This window comes from Burkholderia sp. 28_3 (assembly GCF_003253915.1).
GTDB classification, from domain to species: domain Bacteria; phylum Pseudomonadota; class Gammaproteobacteria; order Burkholderiales; family Burkholderiaceae; genus Burkholderia; species Burkholderia cenocepacia.
The window spans coordinates 220,181-238,871 of sequence record NZ_QKZF01000010.1 but is presented as its reverse complement, the minus strand read 5'-3'; the positions used below and the strand labels follow the sequence as shown (position 1 = coordinate 238,871).

The 18,691-nt window shown below is 67.3% G+C and carries 16 protein-coding genes; 10 read left to right on the top strand and 6 right to left on the bottom strand.

Annotated features, from left to right (window positions below):
* Nucleotides 1–90: 90 nt before the first annotated feature.
* The 4 genes from DFS13_RS22115 (at nt 91) to DFS13_RS22100 (ending at nt 4,300) form a co-directional block, all read left to right on the top strand.
* The gene (locus DFS13_RS22115) at nt 91–618 is read left to right on the top strand and encodes a BON domain-containing protein (RefSeq protein WP_006490158.1); all 528 of its coding nucleotides are present in this window, start codon (nt 91–93) and stop codon (nt 616–618) included.
* A gap of 61 nt (nt 619–679) precedes the next feature.
* Nucleotides 680–952: a hypothetical protein gene (locus DFS13_RS22110; RefSeq protein WP_012493616.1), complete on the top strand. Its 273-nt coding sequence runs from the start codon at nt 680–682 to the stop codon at nt 950–952.
* 103 nt (nt 953–1,055) lie between these two features.
* Nucleotides 1,056–1,361: an H-NS family nucleoid-associated regulatory protein gene (locus tag DFS13_RS22105; protein ID WP_006494353.1), complete on the top strand. Its 306-nt coding sequence runs from the start codon at nt 1,056–1,058 to the stop codon at nt 1,359–1,361.
* Between the two features lie 581 nt (nt 1,362–1,942).
* Nucleotides 1,943–4,300: a GNAT family N-acetyltransferase gene (locus DFS13_RS22100; RefSeq protein WP_006494355.1), complete on the top strand. Its 2,358-nt coding sequence runs from the start codon at nt 1,943–1,945 to the stop codon at nt 4,298–4,300.
* Nucleotides 4,301–4,955: 655 nt separating this feature from the next.
* Here the strand turns inward: DFS13_RS22100 and DFS13_RS22095 are convergent.
* Together DFS13_RS22095 and DFS13_RS22090 are read right to left on the bottom strand one after the other, a co-directional pair.
* Nucleotides 4,956–5,507 carry a hypothetical protein gene (locus DFS13_RS22095; RefSeq protein ID WP_034178622.1) on the bottom strand — a complete coding sequence of 184 codons (552 nt, stop codon included), beginning with the start codon at nt 5,505–5,507 and terminating at the stop codon, nt 4,956–4,958.
* Nucleotides 5,508–5,683: 176 nt separating this feature from the next.
* Nucleotides 5,684–6,505: an IclR family transcriptional regulator gene (locus tag DFS13_RS22090; RefSeq protein ID WP_006490143.1), complete on the bottom strand. Its 822-nt coding sequence runs from the start codon at nt 6,503–6,505 to the stop codon at nt 5,684–5,686.
* A gap of 663 nt (nt 6,506–7,168) precedes the next feature.
* Between DFS13_RS22090 and DFS13_RS22080 the strand changes: the two genes are divergently transcribed.
* Nucleotides 7,169–8,017, top strand: coding sequence for an ureidoglycolate lyase (locus tag DFS13_RS22080; protein ID WP_006481667.1), 849 nt, complete (start codon nt 7,169–7,171; stop codon nt 8,015–8,017).
* 186 nt (nt 8,018–8,203) lie between these two features.
* On the opposite strand, the gene DFS13_RS22075 is transcribed toward DFS13_RS22080, so the two are convergent.
* A complete protein-coding gene (locus tag DFS13_RS22075; RefSeq protein WP_006481651.1) occupies nt 8,204–8,587 on the bottom strand; it encodes a VOC family protein in 384 nt (127 codons plus the stop codon).
* Nucleotides 8,588–8,616: 29 nt separating this feature from the next.
* Nucleotides 8,617–8,742, bottom strand: a complete 126-nt coding sequence (locus tag DFS13_RS40875) for a hypothetical protein (protein WP_257737085.1) — start codon at nt 8,740–8,742, stop codon at nt 8,617–8,619.
* A gap of 123 nt (nt 8,743–8,865) precedes the next feature.
* Here DFS13_RS40875 and DFS13_RS22070 point away from each other — a divergent pair, with 123 nt between their 5' ends.
* The gene (locus tag DFS13_RS22070; protein ID WP_006494358.1) at nt 8,866–9,495 is read left to right on the top strand and encodes an ABATE domain-containing protein; all 630 of its coding nucleotides are present in this window, start codon (nt 8,866–8,868) and stop codon (nt 9,493–9,495) included.
* Nucleotides 9,496–9,509: 14 nt separating this feature from the next.
* Here the strand turns inward: DFS13_RS22070 and prpR are convergent, their stop codons facing one another.
* Nucleotides 9,510–11,498, bottom strand: a complete 1,989-nt coding sequence (gene prpR / locus DFS13_RS22065; RefSeq protein ID WP_111442124.1) for a propionate catabolism operon regulatory protein PrpR — start codon at nt 11,496–11,498, stop codon at nt 9,510–9,512.
* Nucleotides 11,499–11,668: 170 nt separating this feature from the next.
* Here prpR and prpB point away from each other — a divergent pair, with 170 nt between their 5' ends.
* From prpB to prpF, 4 genes are all read left to right on the top strand, one after another.
* Nucleotides 11,669–12,562, top strand: a complete 894-nt coding sequence (prpB, locus tag DFS13_RS22060; RefSeq protein WP_006481649.1) for a methylisocitrate lyase — start codon at nt 11,669–11,671, stop codon at nt 12,560–12,562.
* A gap of 40 nt (nt 12,563–12,602) precedes the next feature.
* Nucleotides 12,603–13,775: a 2-methylcitrate synthase gene (gene prpC, locus DFS13_RS22055; RefSeq protein ID WP_006491569.1), complete on the top strand. Its 1,173-nt coding sequence runs from the start codon at nt 12,603–12,605 to the stop codon at nt 13,773–13,775.
* An 85-nt stretch (nt 13,776–13,860) separates the two neighbouring features.
* The gene (acnD, locus tag DFS13_RS22050; protein WP_006494360.1) at nt 13,861–16,455 is read left to right on the top strand and encodes a Fe/S-dependent 2-methylisocitrate dehydratase AcnD; all 2,595 of its coding nucleotides are present in this window, start codon (nt 13,861–13,863) and stop codon (nt 16,453–16,455) included.
* A gap of 24 nt (nt 16,456–16,479) precedes the next feature.
* The gene (gene prpF / locus DFS13_RS22045; RefSeq protein ID WP_048987755.1) at nt 16,480–17,670 is read left to right on the top strand and encodes a 2-methylaconitate cis-trans isomerase PrpF; all 1,191 of its coding nucleotides are present in this window, start codon (nt 16,480–16,482) and stop codon (nt 17,668–17,670) included.
* Between the two features lie 58 nt (nt 17,671–17,728).
* Here the strand turns inward: prpF and DFS13_RS22040 are convergent, their stop codons facing one another.
* Nucleotides 17,729–18,667 (bottom strand): alpha/beta hydrolase, encoded by a 939-nt coding sequence (locus DFS13_RS22040; RefSeq protein WP_069352653.1) that lies wholly within the window; start codon nt 18,665–18,667, stop codon nt 17,729–17,731.
* Between the last annotated feature and the right edge of the window lie 24 nt (nt 18,668–18,691).

The following is an 18,691-nucleotide window of genomic DNA, read 5'->3' as shown; positions in this document are numbered from 1 at the left end:
GCAACAAGGCCGGATATAGAGCTGCAGCCCATCCTGTCTGTCTGAACACACGAAAACTGTTGCAAACGGGACGCGTTCATATAGATCACGATGAAGCGGATCGGCATCGCAGGGTGGCTGACCATGTTGCTGGCGAGCTCCGCATTCGCGCAGGCCGGCGACGCCGACACGGCCGACGCGCGGCGCAACTGGTACAACGACCCGTTCGTCGCGCTGTCGCAGGACGTCGCCGAATGCCCGTTGCCGCTCGGCCCGTGGATGACGCGCGCGGAGATGACGGACGATGCGCACTACCGCGCCGAACGCGGCACGACCTGCTGGCTCGCCCATCGCTGCACGAAGCCGAACTCGTATATGTACGATGCGTCGATCGCCGATGCGGCGAAGGCGCACTTCGCGGGCTCCGATCGTCTGCGCGGCACGAGCCTGTGGATTACCGTGCAGCGACGTTTCATCTACGTCGAAGGATGTGCGGATACGAGCGTCGATCGCCAGGCGTTGCAACGTGAATTCGAGGCAATTCCGGACGTCGAGCAGGTGTTCATTCGCATCACCGACGATCCGCGCAAGCGCTTGCCGTACAAGGCGCGCGGACAACCCGACCGCGCGCCGGACTGACGCTCGACGGGCCGCCCATGGCATACTCGCGACATTCAAAAAAAGGTTGACGGGAACCATAATGAAACACATGCTTGCGTCGGTCTGTCGGTGGCCTCGGGCGGCCGTGATGTTGGCTCTGGTTGCAGGGCTCGGCGGGTGCGGTGGCGGTGCTCCGCTGTTCACTTCGGACGGGCGCCCGACCACTCAGGTGCAATGCACCGGCAGCGACTGGAGCAATTGCACGGACAATGCCCGGGCCATGTGCAACGGAGATTTCGACGTGATCCAGCAATCGACGGATGACGCCGTGCGAAATCTTCTCTTCGCGTGCAAGAAGAAGAGCGGTTATTGATCCCGAAATGACCGGCTGAGGAGACCACGATCGGGCGAAGCGCTTTTCTGTTTGCTTGGTGTTACCTATTTTTCACGAATAACACTCATGGAGTCCCATCCATATGGCGACCTACAGGCAACTGTCCGCACAGCTCGAACGGCTTCAGCAAAAGATCGACAAGGAACGTGAAAAGGCGATTGCCGACGCGATTGCCGAAATCCGCGCGAAAATCGACGAATACGACATTACGCCGGAAGAACTCGGTTTTCGCCCGGCAGGATCGGGCGCAGCCGCTGCCGCCGCGAAGCCCAAGCGGACCTTGCCGCCGAAGTACCTGAACCCGAAGACGGGCGAAACCTGGAGTGGTCGCGGGCGGGCGCCGGCATGGCTCGGCAAGAATCGCGGACGTTTCCTGATCAAGGACTGACTCCCGAAAATCCTCACCTTTCGCGTATCGACTGACGGTGCGAACGGCCATGCGGCCTTCGCACCGTTTTGTTTTTGGGCGGTCGCCATGCGATTTTCCGTCGCGAATTGAAGTGCAATGCCGCGCAATGAACGGATCCCGTTTTGCGAATTCGCCGCGATCCGACTGCATATTGCGGGGAATTTCCGTAAACAAGCGCGTAATGGCGCAATGCACGCGCATTGGCATTCGCCATTTTCGAGGTGCACGCGCGACGCGGACTTTCATCACCTTTCGCGTATTGGCGCGGTATGTCGTGCGATTCCCGAAGATACTCACCATGGCTCCTGTAAAACCTCACCTTTGAGCGCGCGACTGCAGCATCGTGCCGCGTTGCCTGCATCGTGCGAGCGGCGCTGCGATGCCGGGCCGCATGTGTTGCAGATCCATGATGCGAGCGTTGACGTCCGTCGAATAGTCGGCCGTTCGGCATATAGGCAGTCGCAGGCGCTTCGCCTATGCTTGGGGTTCGCGTCGATCGGCGCACGGCCCGCGTGGCCGCATGCCGATCGTGTCGTCTTTCGCCACCGCAGGGAGCCGATGTGACCGTTCGCCATCTCGATGCGTTGTTCCAGCCCAAGTCCGTTGCGGTCGTCGGCGCGTCGTCGCGCGCGGGCAGTATCGGCGCGATGGTGTGGTCGCGTGTGCTCGACGGCGCGTTCCAGGGGCCTGTTTGGCCGGTCAATCCGAAATATCGCGAGCTGGACGGGCATGCGGTCGTCTCGGATGTCGACCGGTTGCCCGCGCCGCCGTCGGTTGCCGTGATCTGCACGCCACCCGCGACCTGGGCCGGCATCGTGCGCAAGCTCGGTGAGCTGGGCACGCGGGTCGCGGTGATCGTCGGCGAGGCGCGCACCGATGCCGATCGCGCCGCGGTCGATCGCACGCTGAAGGCGGCGAAGCCGTTCGTGCTCCGTATCGTCGGGCCCGGCAGCCTCGGCGTGTTGTCGCCGGCGCGGCATGCGCATTTCGGCGCGCCTGCGTATACGGCGCGATCGGGCGGCGTTGCATGGGTATCGCAATCGAATGCGCTGACGAACGCGGTGCTCGGCTGGGCCCATGCGCGGGGCCTCGGCTTTTCGCATGTCGTCGCGCTCGGCGGCGAATCGGACGTCGATGCGGGTGACGTCCTCGACTATCTGGCGAGCGATCCCGGCACGCGCGCGATCCTGCTCGAGCTCGATACCGTGCGCGCGGCGCGCAAGTTCATGTCGGCGGCGCGCGCGGCCGCACGCAACAAGCCGGTGCTCGCGTTACGTACCGGCCGTGCCGATCCCGGCGATGCGCTCTACACGGCGGCGTTCCAGCGCGCGGGCATGGTGCGCGTCGATGCGCTCGACGACCTGCTCGACGAAATCGAGACGCTCGGCGTGGGCCGCGTCACCGCACGGGGGGCGGCGACGCTCGTGACCAGCGATGCGGGCGTGGCGAAACTCGCGGTCGATGCGGTGGCCGAGGTGCGCGACGTGCTGACCGGCTGGTCGCCCGCGGCCACGTCGGCCGTCGCGGCCGCGCTGCCGCATCTCGCGGCGCCGGGCAATCCGCTCACGCTGGGCGACGATGCACGCCCCGAACACTTTGCCGCGGCGATCAAGGCGCTCGCCCCGTTTCCGCAGACGGGCACGCTGTTCGTCGTTCATTCCACTTCACACAGTGCGCCGGCCGACCTGGTCGCGCGCACGCTGATCGATTCGCGGCAGTACGCGCATCGCGGCATCCTCGCGTGTTTCTTCGGCGCGGTCGATGCGGCGACACGCGATGCGCTGCACGCGAACGGCATTCCGGTGCACACGACGCCGCAGCGGCTCGCACGTGCGTATGCGCGTCTCGTCGACTACAACCTCGGGCGCCAGCTGCTGATGCAGACGCCGGAGGGCACGCCGCCGCAGCCGGCCGAATGCGTGGCGTCCGCCCAGGCCGACGCGCGCCGCATGGTCGAAGCCGGGCAGCATGAACTGGCCGGCGAAGCCGCGCTGCGCTGGCTGTCCCATTTCGGTCTGCAGGGCGAGCAATCCAGCGAGCCGGCCGGCAAGAAGGTCGTCGATATCACGGTCGACATGTATGACGATTCGAACTTCGGTCCGGTGTTTCGCTACGCCGTGCCGCCGGCGGATGGCGTATCGGCGCCGTTCGTCGTCTACGGTCTGCCGCCGCTGAACACCGTGCTCGCCCGCGCGGTGATGGAGCGCTCGCCGTATGCGCGCAGCACGCCCGTCGAGCCGACGCTCGACGCGCTGACGGCGCTGTCGCAGGTCGTTTGCGACGTGCGCGAAGTCGTTGCGATGTCGGTCACGCTGCGCGTGCTGTCCGACCGCGCATGGGTCGTCGCGCCGCGCATCACGTTGGCTGCAGGGCGCAGCCGGCTCGCGATCATGCCGTATCCGCGGCACCTCGAGCAGACGCTCGAGTGGCATGGCGAGACGGTGACGATCCGTCCGATCCGTCCGGAGGACGAGGCCGCACACAACGAGCTGCTCGGTGCGATGACGCCGGAAGATCTGCGGATGCGTTTTTTCGGCGCGGTGCGCAGCTTCGATCATTCGCAGGTGGCGCGCATGACGCAGATCGACTACGACCGCGAGATGGCATTCATCGTGTCGTTCACCGACGTGTCGGGGCGCGACCACACGCTCGCGGTGGCGCGCGCGGTCGCCGATCCCGACAACGAGACGGCGGAGTTCGCGATCGCGGTACGGCCCGACCAAAAGGGCAAGGGGCTCGGCCGGCTGATGATGATGCGCATCATCGACTACGCACGCTCGCGCGGCACCGCGTGGATGGTCGGCGAGGCGTTGCGCGAGAATACGGCGATGATTTCGCTCGCGAAATCGTGCGGGTTTGCGGTATCGACGACGGAGGAGCCGGGCGTCGTCGGGTTCAGGATGAAGTTGCAACCGTAGGCGTCAGTCTGTGGTCCCACGTTGCGAAGGTAACGCATGGCGTCGATGCTGCAATGTCTCGCCATGCCGCACGGTCACTCAGGAATGCAAAGGAGTTGAAACCAGTATCCGGCATGAAGCGCTCGCCGACGTGGCGAACCTGCCGGTCGAGGCGATATCGTGAAGCCCGCATCATGTCGGCAGAGGCGCGCCAGCGTGCTGCGATATTCGCCCTGCGCAACCGTTTCAAGCGATGTGCTTGCACGCATTCGTGGCCCTATTCCGGCTTCGCACATGCAAAGCCATCACGAAGGTGAGACTTTTCGGGAGCGGCGAGTGAGCTTTTCCGGGACAGCGCGGTGAGCCGATACGGGAGCGTTCGGTGAGCTTTCCCGGGAACGGCCGATGAGCGCCTGCGGGAAAGGCCGGTGAGCCTTTCCGGGACACCTCGGTGAGCACTTGCGGGAGCGATCGGTGAGGATGTTCGGGAGGCGTCAGTAAGCGTCTCCAGGAGCCTTCGGTGAGACTTTACGGGAGGCTGCGGTGAGCGCTTGCGGGATGCCGAGGTGAGCTTTTTCGGGAGCATGCGAACGCACGCCTGCCGCGGGCGCCGCGCCGGCCAATGCCGGCGTGACGCGCGGGTGTGGGCACGCAGGAAGCGTGCCCACGATCACATTCACGCAGCGAGTTTCGACGCCGCGTCGTTCACCTGATCACGCGAAATCGCGAGTTCCTCGAGGTGTGGATCGGCATAGACGGCACCGGTTTCGCGCTCGAGGCGGGCGATCGTCAGCGCACAGCGCGCGGCGTCTTTCGGCATCGCGATGAAGCGCTTGACCGACTCGCCGGACGTGAACGCGTCGAACAGTGCGCCGCGCACGTCGTCCGGAAGCGTCTTGGTCCACTGGTACGGCTTGCCGTTGAACGTGATCGACGGCGGCAGCGTGCGTTCCTTCTTGGTCGCCGTGATGAGCCCGTAGGTGCGCGCCGCGTCGCCGATCTGCTCGGGCGAGAAGAGTTCGTCAGGCGTGATGTCGAACTGCTCGATGTAGTTCTCGATCGCCTGCATTGCGGCGGCACGATCGTCGCGCTTCTTCTGCGCGCGCGCGACGATATCGCGCAGTTCGTCCGCTTCCTCGGGCGTGATCGTGAAGCTTGCCTGCTTCTGCTGAAGTTCGGAGAAACGCTGGAATTCTTGATCGTTCAGAAGTTTGGCCATGACATCCATCGGACACGACGGCCGCGACAACCGGCCGCCGTAGTTTTTGAGAGGGCCGCTATTTTAGCGTAGCGCCGCGGCTGCCCGATGCGACATCGCGCATCGGGCACCGCGCGGGCGTCGTGCGCAATCGCACCCGGCGCCGCTGCGCGATGCCCGGTGCGCGTTGGCGGCGAACCCGCGCGTCAGCAGGTCTCGGTGCGGCACATCGACAGATGGGCGGCCGTGTCGCGCAGTGCGTCGACGACCACGTCGACGGTCGGCGCCATGTGCGCATCGATCCGTCGCATGTACGGACACGTCAGCACGGCCATCGCATGGCCGGCGGGCCCGAGGATCGGCACGGTCAGGTCGGTCACGCCGTAGGCCTGGCGGCTGTCCTGGCGCAGGTAGCCGGACTGCCGGATCGACTGGCATGCATTCGCGAGCTCCTGCTCGTTCAGCGGCGTTTCGCCCTTGACCTTGCGGTGCTCGGCCAGCATGTGCGCGCGTTGCTCGGGGCCCTGGAACGCCAGCAGCGTGCGTCCCGACGCGGTATCGGCGAGCCCGACGCGCGAGCCGAGCCGGACCGACACGCCCCACGGGCCAGGCCCGTCCACCTGCGCGATCACGAGCAGGTTGCCGCGATCGTAGACGGACAGGTGGCACGATTGCTCGGCGGCATCGGCGAAGCGCTGCATCGGCGGCAGCGCTTCGGCGATCAGCCGGTTCATCGGTGGATGCCGGTGCGCAAGCGCGAACAACTTGAGGCTGAGCGTATAGCGGTCGCCGCCGGTCGAACGCATCACGTAGCGGCGTGCGACGAGGCGTTCGAGCATCCGGTAGATCTCGCTCGCGTTACGGCCGAGTTCCTTCGTGATTTCGGTGCGGGTGAGTCCTTCCTTCTGCTCGGACAGGAGTTCGAGAATATCGAGGCCCTTGTCGAGCGCGGGTGCGCGATAGCGGTCGATAGCGGCCATCGATTCCCGTGCGTCGCTGCCGGGAAGCGGGTCGTTGGTTGTCTGCATTGTCGGTGTGAGGTTGGGGGATTACCGTCGATCGGTTGGCGACGCACGCTGGCCGGTTCTGCACGCGTATAGGGCGGGCCCGCGGATGGCAATGAAAGCCATCCGTATGAGCTTAGCAATAAACATACAGTGTGCAATGCAGCGTCTTTTTACCGATCATTACCGGACAAGAACGGATGGGCAAACGTTTCCGATGACAGGGGCACCCCGAATAGCCAGTATTCATGCACCGATGGCAGGCGCCACTGCGAACGATGGTCGTTCCACCGACGCCGGTGCGGCGCGTGCTGCGCCGCAGCGTCGGCAGGCGCACCAATAGTCGGTATCCGTCGCGCGTCATTTCACGGCGCGCGGCCGATGGTACAAAGGCTTGCGGGCCAGCGACGGCGCGGCCGCGCGTGCAGCCGGCCGACATGGGCCGGCACGCGTCGCGGATGCCGGGCCGTCGTCGCCGATGCGCAGACCGGCGGCCGCCCGTTCGATGCGCGCCGTACTTCCGTACGGCGCCGCGATCGCTGCGCCCGCGCGACCCTCGCGCGTCGACGGCATCCCGCATGCGGCGCCGACGCGTGCAATCGACGATCGACAATCAGTCCGGCGCGCGGCTGCGAAAGGCCGCGTCGGCCGGTATCCTGTCCCATTCGACAACAGAGGTTAAGCACGATGAAACTGCTTCGCTATGGCCCGCCCGGCCAGGAAAAGCCCGGCATCCTCGACGCGGCCGGCCGGATTCGCGACCTGTCCGCGCATGTGCCGGATCTTGCCGGCGAGGTGCTGTCCGACGCGGGTCTCGCGCGGCTGCGTGCGATCGATCCGGCCACGCTGCCGCTCGTGTCGGGCGAGCCGCGCATCGGCGCGTGCGTCGGCCACGTCGGCAAGTTCATCGGCATCGGCCTGAACTATGCCGACCATGCAGCCGAAGCCGGCATGCCGGTGCCGAAGGAGCCGGTCGTATTCGGCAAGTGGACGAGCTCGATCTGCGGCCCGAACGACGGCATCGACATCCCGAAGGGTTCGGTCAAGACCGACTGGGAAGTCGAGCTGGGCGTCGTGATCGGCGCGAAGTGCAAGGACGTCGATGAAGCGCGCGCGCTCGATTACGTCGCGGGCTACTGCGTCGTCAACGACGTGTCCGAGCGCGAATGGCAGATCGAGCGCGGCGGCCAGTGGGACAAGGGCAAGGGTTTCGACACGTTCGGCCCGATCGGCCCGTGGCTCGTCACACGCGACGAGGTACCCGATCCGCAGCGTCTCGACCTGTGGCTCGAAATCGACGGCCACCGTTATCAGAACGGCAACACGCGCACGATGGTGTTCACCGTCGCGCAGCTGATCGCGTATCTGTCGACCTGCATGACGCTGCAGCCGGGCGACGTGATCACGACCGGTACGCCACCGGGCGTCGGCATGGGGATCAAGCCGTCGCCGGTATTCCTGAAGGCCGGCCAGATGGTGCGCCTCGGGATCGACGGGCTCGGCGAGCAGTTGCAGAGCACGCGCCACGCGCAATGAGCGCGTGAGCGACGCGGGCCGGCTGGAGGACGCAGCCCCCCGCGCTGGCCATGCTGCCCGCCACGTCGGCATGAATGCCGGCGGCGAGCGGCGCGCCCCGAACGACGAGACAGCTCGAACCAGGGGCCCGATTCCGCGCGATGCGGAATCGGCCCTTGTCGCATGTCCGCGGCGGTGCGAAGCGGATCAGACCACGTTGTCCAGTTCGCAATGCGCTTCGAGCCGATATCCGTCGGGGTCGACGACGAACGCCGCGTAGTAGCCCGGGCCGTAGTGCTCGCGCTTGCCGGGGCCGCCGTTGTCCTTGCCGCCGTGCTCGAGCGCGGCGCGGTAGAACGCATCGACCTCGACCGGCGACGCGGCCTTGAACGACAGGTGCAACCCCGAATCGGGATCGGCGACGACCGGGCGAGCCGCGTGCTGCAACCACAGCTCGGGCTCGGTCGTGCCGTACCCGATCGCGTTGTCGTCGCTATACAGACGCTTGTAGCCGAGTGCGCCGAGCGTGCTGTCGTAGAAGGTGCGGCTGCGGCCAACGTGTGCAACGCCGAATGAAAGGTGATCGATCATCTGTGGCTCTCCTTGAACTGAGGGGGACGTCAGAACGGCAAACCTGCCTGGAGGCACCATGCCAGCCGCTTGCAGCGAAGCGCGTCGAGCGTCCTCGCCTCGTACGTGCGGCCGGCGACGGTGTGGATAACGCTGAACGAAAAGCGATCGATCATCTGTGTCTCCTTGGATTGAAGGGAGCGTCGGTGCAGCCAACCTGTTTTTAACCACCATGCCGGTTATGTTAGAAATCGCTCCGGCGCTTGTCAACCGGCATGGTGGTTAGATACGATCGCGTCATGAGAAAAACGCAACCTTCCGTCGCGATCGACTGCCTGATCCCGGCGCCGCCCGAGACGTTGAGCCTCGATTTCGCGAACACGCTGTACTGGCGCGGCAGCGACCCGCCGACGGAAACCTTCGGCGCGCTGGACGACCTGCTCGCGTGGTGCCGCGAGCAGGCCGGCGTACCGGCCGGGCTGGTCGACGCGTGTCGCGAGCAATATCCGAACCCGAAGAAGAATGACGAGCCTCCGATGCTCGCGCAGGCGCTCGCATTGCGCGAGGCGCTCTACCGGCTCTTTCACGCGCAGGCGGAGCAGCGCGAGCCGCAGCCCGACGATCTCGCGCTGCTCGGCGGCTTTCTGGCGGAAGCGTCGCCGCGCGTTGCGCTGGCGCGCGTCGACGGCCGCTACGCGTGGCGGATCGATGCGTCAGGTGCGACGCTCGCGGGGCTGCTGAGTCCGGTGCTGTGGTCGGCGATCGACCTGCTCGGCGGCGCGCGGCTCGCGAAGGTCAAGCGCTGCGCGAACGATGCATGCCAGTGGCTGTTCATCGACGACAGCAAGAACGGCAGCCGACGCTGGTGCTCGATGTCGTCGTGCGGCAATCGCGCGAAGGCGTATCGCCACTATCACAAGGCGGAATGACGGGCGGCCCGAACCTATTTCGCCGACAGCTTGCGCCACAGCGTCGTCTTGCTGATGCCGAGCATCGCGCAGGCGCGATCGCGGTCGCCGCCGCACGCGTCGAGTACCGCGCGGATCTCGTCGGCTTCCGCGCGACGGCGGCGTGCGTGGAGCGTTTGTCCATCGTCGTCGGCGCCCCCACCCGCGTCGGGCGGCGCGGCGAACAGCTCGGGCGCGATCACCTGCAGCGCGCCGGGGGCGAGCGCCGCACACGCGGCGTCCGGATCGCTCTCGTCGACGTCCTCGGCCAGCTCCACCGCGATCCGCTCGACCACGTTCTGCAACTCGCGCACGTTGCCCGGCCAGCGGTAGCGCGCGAGCGTCGCTTGCGTCGCGTCGAGCACGCGCAGCGCGTCGTCGGTGTCGCGCACGCGTTCGGCGAGACGCGGCTCGCGCCGCGCGGCCTGCACGAGCAGTGTCGCCGCGAGCGCGGGAATGTCGGCCGCGCGTTCGCGCAGCGGCGGCAGGCCGACGTTCAGGATGTTGAGCCGGTAATAGAGATCCGCGCGGAACGTGCCGGCCTCGACGGCCGCGAGCAGCGGCCGGTGCGTCGCGGCGATCACGCGCACGTCGATGCGGATCGGTTCGGTCGAGCCGAGGCGGATCACCTCGCGCTCCTGCAGCACGCGCAGCAGCCGGCTCTGCAGCGACGGCGGCATCTCGCCGATTTCGTCGAGAAACAGCGTGCCGCGGTGCGCGGCCTCGAACAGGCCGGTCTTGCCGCCGCGTCGCGCGCCGGTGAATGCGCCTTCCTCATAGCCGAACAGTTCGCTCTCGAGCAGCGCTTCCGGAAACGCGCCGCAGTTGACCGCCACGAACGGATAGCTGCGCCGCGCGGACAGCGCATGCAGGCTCTGCGCGATCATTTCCTTGCCGGTGCCGCTTTCGCCGAGCACGAGCACGGTCGCGTCGGATTTCGCATAGCGGCGCACGAGCTCGCGCACGCGCGTCATCGGCGCCGAGGCGCCGACCACGTCGTCGAGCGCATAGCGGGCCGCGAACTGCTGCGTGGTCGGTTGCGAACGCAGCGCGCGATCGAGCCGTTCGACCGCGCGCGATTCCTGGAACGTCAGCACGCTGCCCGACGTGACGCCGCGATCGACGAGCGGCCCGCGATGCACGACGTAGCGCACGCCGCGCACGGTCGCGAGCGCATCGCCGTCCTCGCCGCGCAGCGTGCGCAGTTCGGGCCGCAGGTCGACGAGCGCGCGGCCGACGGCCGCCGCGGGTTCGACCCCGAGCGCCGACGCGAGCCGTTCGTTGATCGCCTCGACGCGGCCGTGCGCGTCCAGCGCGACCACGCCGTCACGCAGATGCTGCAGCAGCGTGTCGAGCCGCTGGCGGCGGAATGCCTCGGCGTGCGTCGCATACGCGACTTCGAGCGCCGTCTCGACTGCCTTGCGCACCGACGCGTGCGAATAGAGGAACACCGCACCCATGCCGGCGCTGGCCGCGAGATCGGTGACGAGGCCGGGGCCGACGATCGTCTCGATGCCGCGATCGCGCAGGTCGTGCACGCAGGCTTCCGCTTCCTGCGCGGACTGATATGACGCAAACTGCACGTCGAGGCCGTACGCGGCGACGAAGCGACGCACTTCGGGCGGCGTTTCGCCGGCGCTGACGAGCGCGATCCGCGTCGCGTCGCGTCGCGCGCGCGCGAGCGCCTGCATCACGTCGAAGCCGGTCGGCGACACGACCACCACCGGCACCTGCGCACGCGTTTTCAGGAAGCCGCCGTTCGAGCCGGCCGCGACGATCACGTCGGGCCGCGCGGTGCCCGCCTCGGCGATCGCGCCGAGCGCATCTTCATAGGCGCGCGTCACGATGCGCACGTCGGCGCGTTCGTCGAACTCGCCGGCGATCTCGCGAAACAGGTCGCGCAGGCGGCTGATGCCCATTGCCCAGATGCGCGGACGCACCGTGCGGTCGGCCGGGCCGACGGGCTTGGTCGAAGAGAGGTCCATGACCGCCGATTATGCGCGCGCGATTTCATTTTTGAAACACGAAATTGCCGAATTGAAATCTTCCGGCGCCGTCTCGCCCGGGGCGGGTGCTTAAGAATCAGTGGGTTAGCGACGTTTCGCAAGCTGGCCCGGTCCTTGCTGTTATCGGGCATTCCATCAGGAGGCCGTTCATGAGCAATACGCATCTTCAGAGCGCCGGCGCGAAGTTCCGCGCGGCAGTCGCGGCCGAGCAGCCGCTGCAGGTGGTCGGCGCGATCACCGCGTACGCGGCCAAGATGGCGCAGGCCGTCGGCTTCAAGGCCGTGTACCTGTCGGGCGGCGGCGTCGCCGCGAACTCGCTCGGCATCCCCGACCTCGGCATCAGCACGATGGAAGACGTGCTGATCGACGCGAACCGGATCACCAACGCGACCGACCTGCCGCTGCTGGTCGACATCGACACGGGCTGGGGCGGTGCATTCAACATTGCGCGCACGGTCCGCTCGTTCATCAACGCCGGCGTCGCGGCCGTGCACCTCGAGGACCAGGTCGGCCAGAAGCGTTGCGGCCACCGTCCTGGCAAGGAAGTCGTGCCGATCGACGAAATGGTCGATCGCGTGAAGGCCGCGGTCGATGCGCGTACCGACGACCAGTTCGTGATCATGGCGCGCACCGACGCGGCCGCCGCGGAAGGGATCGACTCGGCGATCGAGCGCGCGGTCGCGTACGTCGAAGCCGGCGCGGACATGATCTTCCCGGAAGCGATGAAGACGCTCGACGACTACCGCCGCTTCAAGGCTGCCGTGAAGGTGCCGATCCTCGCGAACCTGACCGAATTCGGCTCGACGCCGCTGTTCACCGTCGACGAGCTGCGCGAGGCGAACGTCGACATCGCGCTGTACTGCTGCGGCGCGTATCGCGCGATGAACAAGGCCGCGCTGAACTTCTACGAAACGCTGCGCCGCGACGGCACGCAGAAGGCGGCCGTGCCGACGATGCAGACGCGCGCCGAGCTGTACGACTTCCTCGGCTATCACGAATACGAGCGCAAGCTCGACGAACTGTTCGCGCAGGGCAAGAAGTAACGCGGCCCGCATCCCCCGATACCCATTGGAGAAACAAAACATGAGCGAGACGAAAGACGCAGCAGCACCGGCCGCCGCAGGCGCATTCAAGCCGAAGAAGTCGGTGGCGCTGTCGGGCGTGACGGCCGGCAACACCGCGCTGTGCACGGTCGGCAAGACCGGCAACGACCTGCACTATCGCGGCTACGACATTCTCGACGTCGCCGAATCGTGCGAATTCGAGGAAATCGCGCACCTGCTGGTGCACGGCACGCTGCCGAACCTGACCGAACTGGCTGCGTACAAGACCAAGCTGCGCGCGCTGCGCGGCCTGCCGAGCGCGCTGAAGGCCGCGCTCGAGCAGATTCCGGCGTCGGCGCATCCGATGGACGTGATGCGCACCGGCGTGTCGGTGCTCGGCACCGTGCTGCCGGAAAAGGACGACCACAACCTGCCGGGCGCGCGCGACATCGCCGACCGCCTGATGGCGTCGCTCGGCTCGATGCTGCTGTACTGGTATCACTTCTCGCACAACGGCAAGCGCATCGAAACGGAAACCGACGACGATTCGATCGGCGGCCACTTCCTGCACCTGCTGCACGGCAAGACGCCGTCGAAGTCGTGGGTCGAGGCGATGCACACGTCGCTGATCCTGTACGCGGAGCACGAATTCAACGCATCGACGTTCACGGGGCGCGTGATCGCGGGCACGGGCTCGGACATCTACTCGGCGATCACCGGCGCGATCGGCGCGCTGCGCGGGCCGAAGCACGGCGGCGCGAACGAGGTCGCGTACGAAATCCAGAGCCGCTACAGCTCGCCTGACGACGCCGAAGCCGACATCCGCCGCCGCGTCGAGAACAAGGAAGTGGTGATCGGCTTCGGTCACCCGGTCTATACGATCTCCGATCCGCGCAACAAGGTGATCAAGGGCGTCGCGCACAAGCTGTCGAAGGAAGCGGGCGACCTGAAGCTGTACGACATCGCCGAGCGCCTCGAATCGGTGATGTGGGACGCGAAGAAGATGTTCCCGAACCTCGACTGGTTCAGCGCCGTGTCGTATCACATGATGGGCGTGCCGACCGCGATGTTCACGCCGCTGTTCGTGATCTCGCGTACGTCCGGCTGGAGCGCGCACATCATCGAGCAACGCATCGACAACAAGATCATCCGCCCGAGCGCGAACTACACGGGCCCGGAAGATCTGCAGTTCGTGCCGATCGAGAAGCGCTGAAACGCCCGCCGCGCGTGCCGGCGCCCGTGAGGATGCGGGCCGCCGGCGCGCGCGGAACGTCATACCCAGATTTCCGCCCCACATCATGAATACCGCCAACCGCAAACCCCTGCCCGGCACGTCGCTGGACTATTTCGACGCGCGTGCCGCGGTCGACGCGATCGCGCCCGGCGCGTACGACACGCTGCCGTACACGTCGCGCGTGCTCGCCGAAAACCTCGTGCGCCGCTGCGATCCGGCGATCCTCGCCGATTCGCTGAAGCAGATCATCGAGCGCAAGCGTGAACGCGATTTCCCGTGGTTCCCGGCGCGCGTGGTGTGCCACGACATCCTCGGGCAGACGGCGCTCGTCGATCTCGCCGGCCTGCGCGACGCGATCGCGGACGGCGGCGGCGACCCGGCGAAGGTGAACCCGGTCGTGCCGGTGCAGCTGATCGTCGACCACTCGCTCGCCGTCGAATGCGGCGGCTTCGATCCGGACGCGTTCGCGAAGAACCGCGCGATCGAGGATCGCCGCAACGAGGATCGCTTCCACTTCATCGAGTGGACGAAGAAGGCGTTCGAGAACGTCGACGTGATCCCGCCGGGCAACGGCATCATGCACCAGATCAACCTCGAGAAGATGTCGCCGGTGATCCAGGCGCAGGATGGCGTCGCGTTCCCGGACACCTGCGTCGGCACCGACAGCCACACGCCGCACGTCGACGCGCTCGGCGTGATCGCGATCGGCGTCGGCGGGCTCGAAGCCGAGAACGTGATGCTCGGCCGCGCGTCGTGGATGCGCCTGCCCGACATCGTCGGCGTCGAGCTGACCGGCAAGCGCCAGCCCGGCATCACCGCGACCGACGTGGTGCTCGCGCTGACCGAGTTCCTGCGCAAGGAAAAAGTGGTCGGCGCGTACCTGGAATTCCGCGGCGAAGGCGCGGCGAGCCTCACGCTCGGCGATCGCGCGACGATCTCGAACATGGCGCCCGAATACGGCGCGACCGCCGCGATGTTCTTCATCGACGGCCAGACGATCGACTACCTGCGCCTCACCGGCCGCAGCGACGAGCAGGTGAAGCTGGTCGAGACCTACGCGAAGGCAGCGGGCCTGTGGGCCGATACGCTCGCGAACGCGCAGTACGAGCGCACGCTGACGTTCGACCTGTCGAGCGTCGTGCGCAACATGGCCGGCCCGTCGAACCCGCACAAGCGGCTGCCGACGTCGGATCTCGCCGCGCGCGGCATCGCCGGCCAGTGGGAAGAGAAGCCGGGCGAGATGCCCGACGGCGCGGTGATCATCGCCGCGATCACGAGCTGCACGAACACCAGCAACCCGCGCAACGTGATCGCCGCCGCCTTGCTCGCACGCAACGCGAACGCGAAGGGCCTCACGCGCAAGCCGTGGGTGAAGAGCTCGCTCGCGCCCGGCTCGAAGGCGGTCGAACTGTATCTGGAAGAAGCGAACCTGTTGCCCGAACTCGAGAAGCTCGGCTTCGGCATCGTCGCGTTCGCGTGCACGACCTGCAACGGGATGTCGGGCGCGCTCGATCCGAAGATCCAGCAGGAGATCGTCGATCGCGACCTGTACGCGACGGCCGTGCTGTCCGGCAACCGCAACTTCGACGGCCGCATTCACCCGTATGCGAAGCAGGCGTTCCTCGCGTCGCCGCCGCTCGTGGTCGCGTATGCGATCGCCGGCACTATCCGCTTCGACATCGAGCGTGACGTGCTCGGCCACGATCCGGACGGCCAGCCCGTCACGCTGAAGGACATCTGGCCGACCGACGAGGAGATCGACGCGATCGTCGCGTCGAGCGTGAAGCCCGAACAGTTCCGCAAGGTCTACGAGCCGATGTTCGCGCGCAGCGCCGATGCGGGCGAGCGCGCGGCGCCGCTGTACGACTGGCGCGCGCAGAGCACGTACATCCGCCGTCCGCCGTACTGGGAAGGCGCGCTGGCCGGCGAGCGCACGCTGAAGGGCATGCGCCCGCTCGCGGTGCTCGGCGACAACATCACGACCGACCACCTGTCGCCGTCGAACGCGATCCTGCCGAACAGCGCGGCCGGCGAGTACCTCGCGAAGATGGGCCTGCCGGAAGAGGACTTCAACTCGTACGCAACGCACCGGGGCGACCACCTGACCGCGCAGCGCGCGACCTTCGCGAACCCGACGCTCGTCAACGAGATGGCGGTCGTCGACGGCGCGGTGAAGAAGGGCTCGCTCGCGCGCGTCGAGCCGGAAGGCAAGGTCATGCGGATGTGGGAAGCGATCGAGACGTACATGAATCGCAAGCAGCCGCTGATCGTCGTGGCCGGCGCCGACTACGGCCAGGGCTCGTCGCGCGACTGGGCCGCGAAGGGCGTGCGGCTCGCGGGCGTCGAGGCGATCGCCGCCGAAGGCTTCGAGCGCATCCACCGCACGAACCTGATCGGGATGGGCGTGCTGCCGCTCGAGTTCAAGCCGGGCACCAACCGGACGACGCTCGGCATCGATGGCACCGAGACCTTCGACGTGATCGGCGAGCGCACGCCGCGCGCCGATCTCACGCTCGTGATTCACCGCAAGAACGGCGAACGCGTCGAGGTGCCGATGACGTGCCGGCTCGATACGGCCGAGGAAGTGTCGATCTACGAAGCGGGCGGCGTGCTGCAGCGGTTCGCGCAGGACTTCCTCGAATCGTCGCAGGCAGCCTGACCGGCGCACATTGAGAACACAGACATGGCTCATATTCCTCAAATCAGGATTCCCGCGACCTACATGCGCGGTGGCACCAGCAAGGGCGTGTTCTTCCGGCTGCAGGATCTGCCGGATGCCGCGCAGACGCCGGGTGCCGCGCGCGACGCGCTGCTGCTGCGCGTGATCGGCAGCCCCGATCCGTACGGCAAGCAGATCGACGGGATGGGCGGCGCGACGTCGTCCACCAGCAAGACGGTGATCGTGTCGAAGAGCACGCGGCCGGGGCACGACGTTGACTACCTGTTCGGGCAGGTCGCGATAGACCGCGCGTTCGTCGACTGGACCGGCAACTGCGGCAACCTGTCGGCGGCGGTCGGCCCGTTCGCGATCAGCGGCGGGCTGGTGGATCCGGCGCGCGTGCCGCGCGATGGCGTCGCGACCGTGCGGATCTGGCAGGCGAACATCGGCAAGACGATCATCGCCCATGTGCCGATCACGAACGGCGCGGTGCAGGAGACGGGCGACTTCGAGCTGGACGGCGTCACGTTCCCGGCCGCCGAGGTGCAGCTCGAATTCATGGATCCGGCCGCGGAGGAAGAAGGCGCGGGCGGCGCGATGTTCCCGACCGGCAACCTCGTCGACGATCTCGCGGTGCCGGGCATCGGCACGCTGAAGGTGACGATGATCAACGCAGGCATCCCGACGATCTTCGTCGACGCGGAAGCGATCGGCTACACGGGCACGGAGCTGCAGGACGCGATCAACGGCGACCCGAAGGCGCTCGACAAATTCGAGACGATCCGTGCGCACGGCGCATTGCGGATGGGCCTGATCGACACGCTCGACGAAATCGCGACGCGGCAGCACACGCCGAAGATCGCGTTCGTGGCGAAGCCGGCCGACTACGTCGCGTCGAGCGGCAAGCGTGTGAACGCGGGCGACGTCGACCTGCTGGTGCGCGCGATGTCGATGGGCAAGCTGCACCACGCGATGATGGGCACGGCGGCGGTCGCGATCGGCACGGCCGCGGCGATCCCCGGCACGCTCGTCAATCTCGCGGCGGGCGGCGGCGAACGCCACGCGGTGCGCTTCGGCCATCCGTCGGGCACGCTGCGCGTCGGCGCGGAAGCGCGGCGCGAGAACGGCGAGTGGACCGTCACGAAGGCGATCATGAGCCGCAGCGCGCGCGTGTTGATGGAAGGCTGGGTGCGGGTGCCGGGGGATGCGTTCTGAGCGTGGTCGTCGGGATCGGCGCGGATGCGGGCGGCTTCGGCCGCCCGCATTGTTTTGGTCAGCCGTGCAGGAACCGGCGCAGCGCGTCGTGGCTCAGGCGGCGCGCCGTTTCCGACACTCGCGCGCCGGGCACGAGGTCGAATCCATGGACGCCGCCGGGCAGCACGTGCAGTTCGGTCGGCACGCCTGCGCGCAGCAGGCGCTGCGCGTAGTCGAGATTTTCGTCGAGGAACAGGTCGAGCGAGCCGACCGACAGGAACGTGGGCGGCAGGCCGTCGAGCCGCGTGGCGCGCGCGGCCGCCGCGTACGGCGACACGCCGTCGATGCCCGGGGCGTGACCGAGCAGCGCGGTCCAGCCGAATCGGTTGTTGGCCGCATGCCAGATGAATTCTCCGGCATGCGGATGCGGCGGGCGCGTGCAGGTGCGATCGTCGAGCATCGGATAGATCAGGTGCTGGAACGCGAGCGGGAATTCGCCGCGGTCGCGGGCCAGCAGCACCAGCGCGGCGGCCAGCCCGCCGCCCGCGCTTTCGCCCGCCACGCCGATCCGCGCGGCGTCGATGCCGAGGGTATCGGCGTGACGGAACACCCATGCGAGCGCCGCGTAGCAGTCTTCGATCGCACCGGGAAACACCGTTTCCGGCGCGAGGCGATAGTCGATCGAGATCAGCGCGCAGCCGAGGTGTGTGACGAGCAACCGGTGCACCGCTTCGAGTTCCTTCGCCGCGCCGCGCACGAAGCCTCCGCCGTGCAGGTGGACGATCGCTGGTAGCGGGCGCGCGTGGCCGTCGGGCAGATAGACGAGGACCGGGACGTCCGGCGCGCCGGACGGGCCGGGCACCGTGCGGCGTTCGAGCGTGCTGCCGGTCGGGTCGGGCGGCGGCAGCGGCAGCACGCGCTGGCGCGACTGCGCGAGGTTGTCGGCATCGAGCGTGACGGTCGGCCAGGTCTCGAGCAGCGGGCGGATTTCAGGATCGACGAGATGCAGGGTGTTCAACGCAGGGCTCCATCGTGGAAGTGG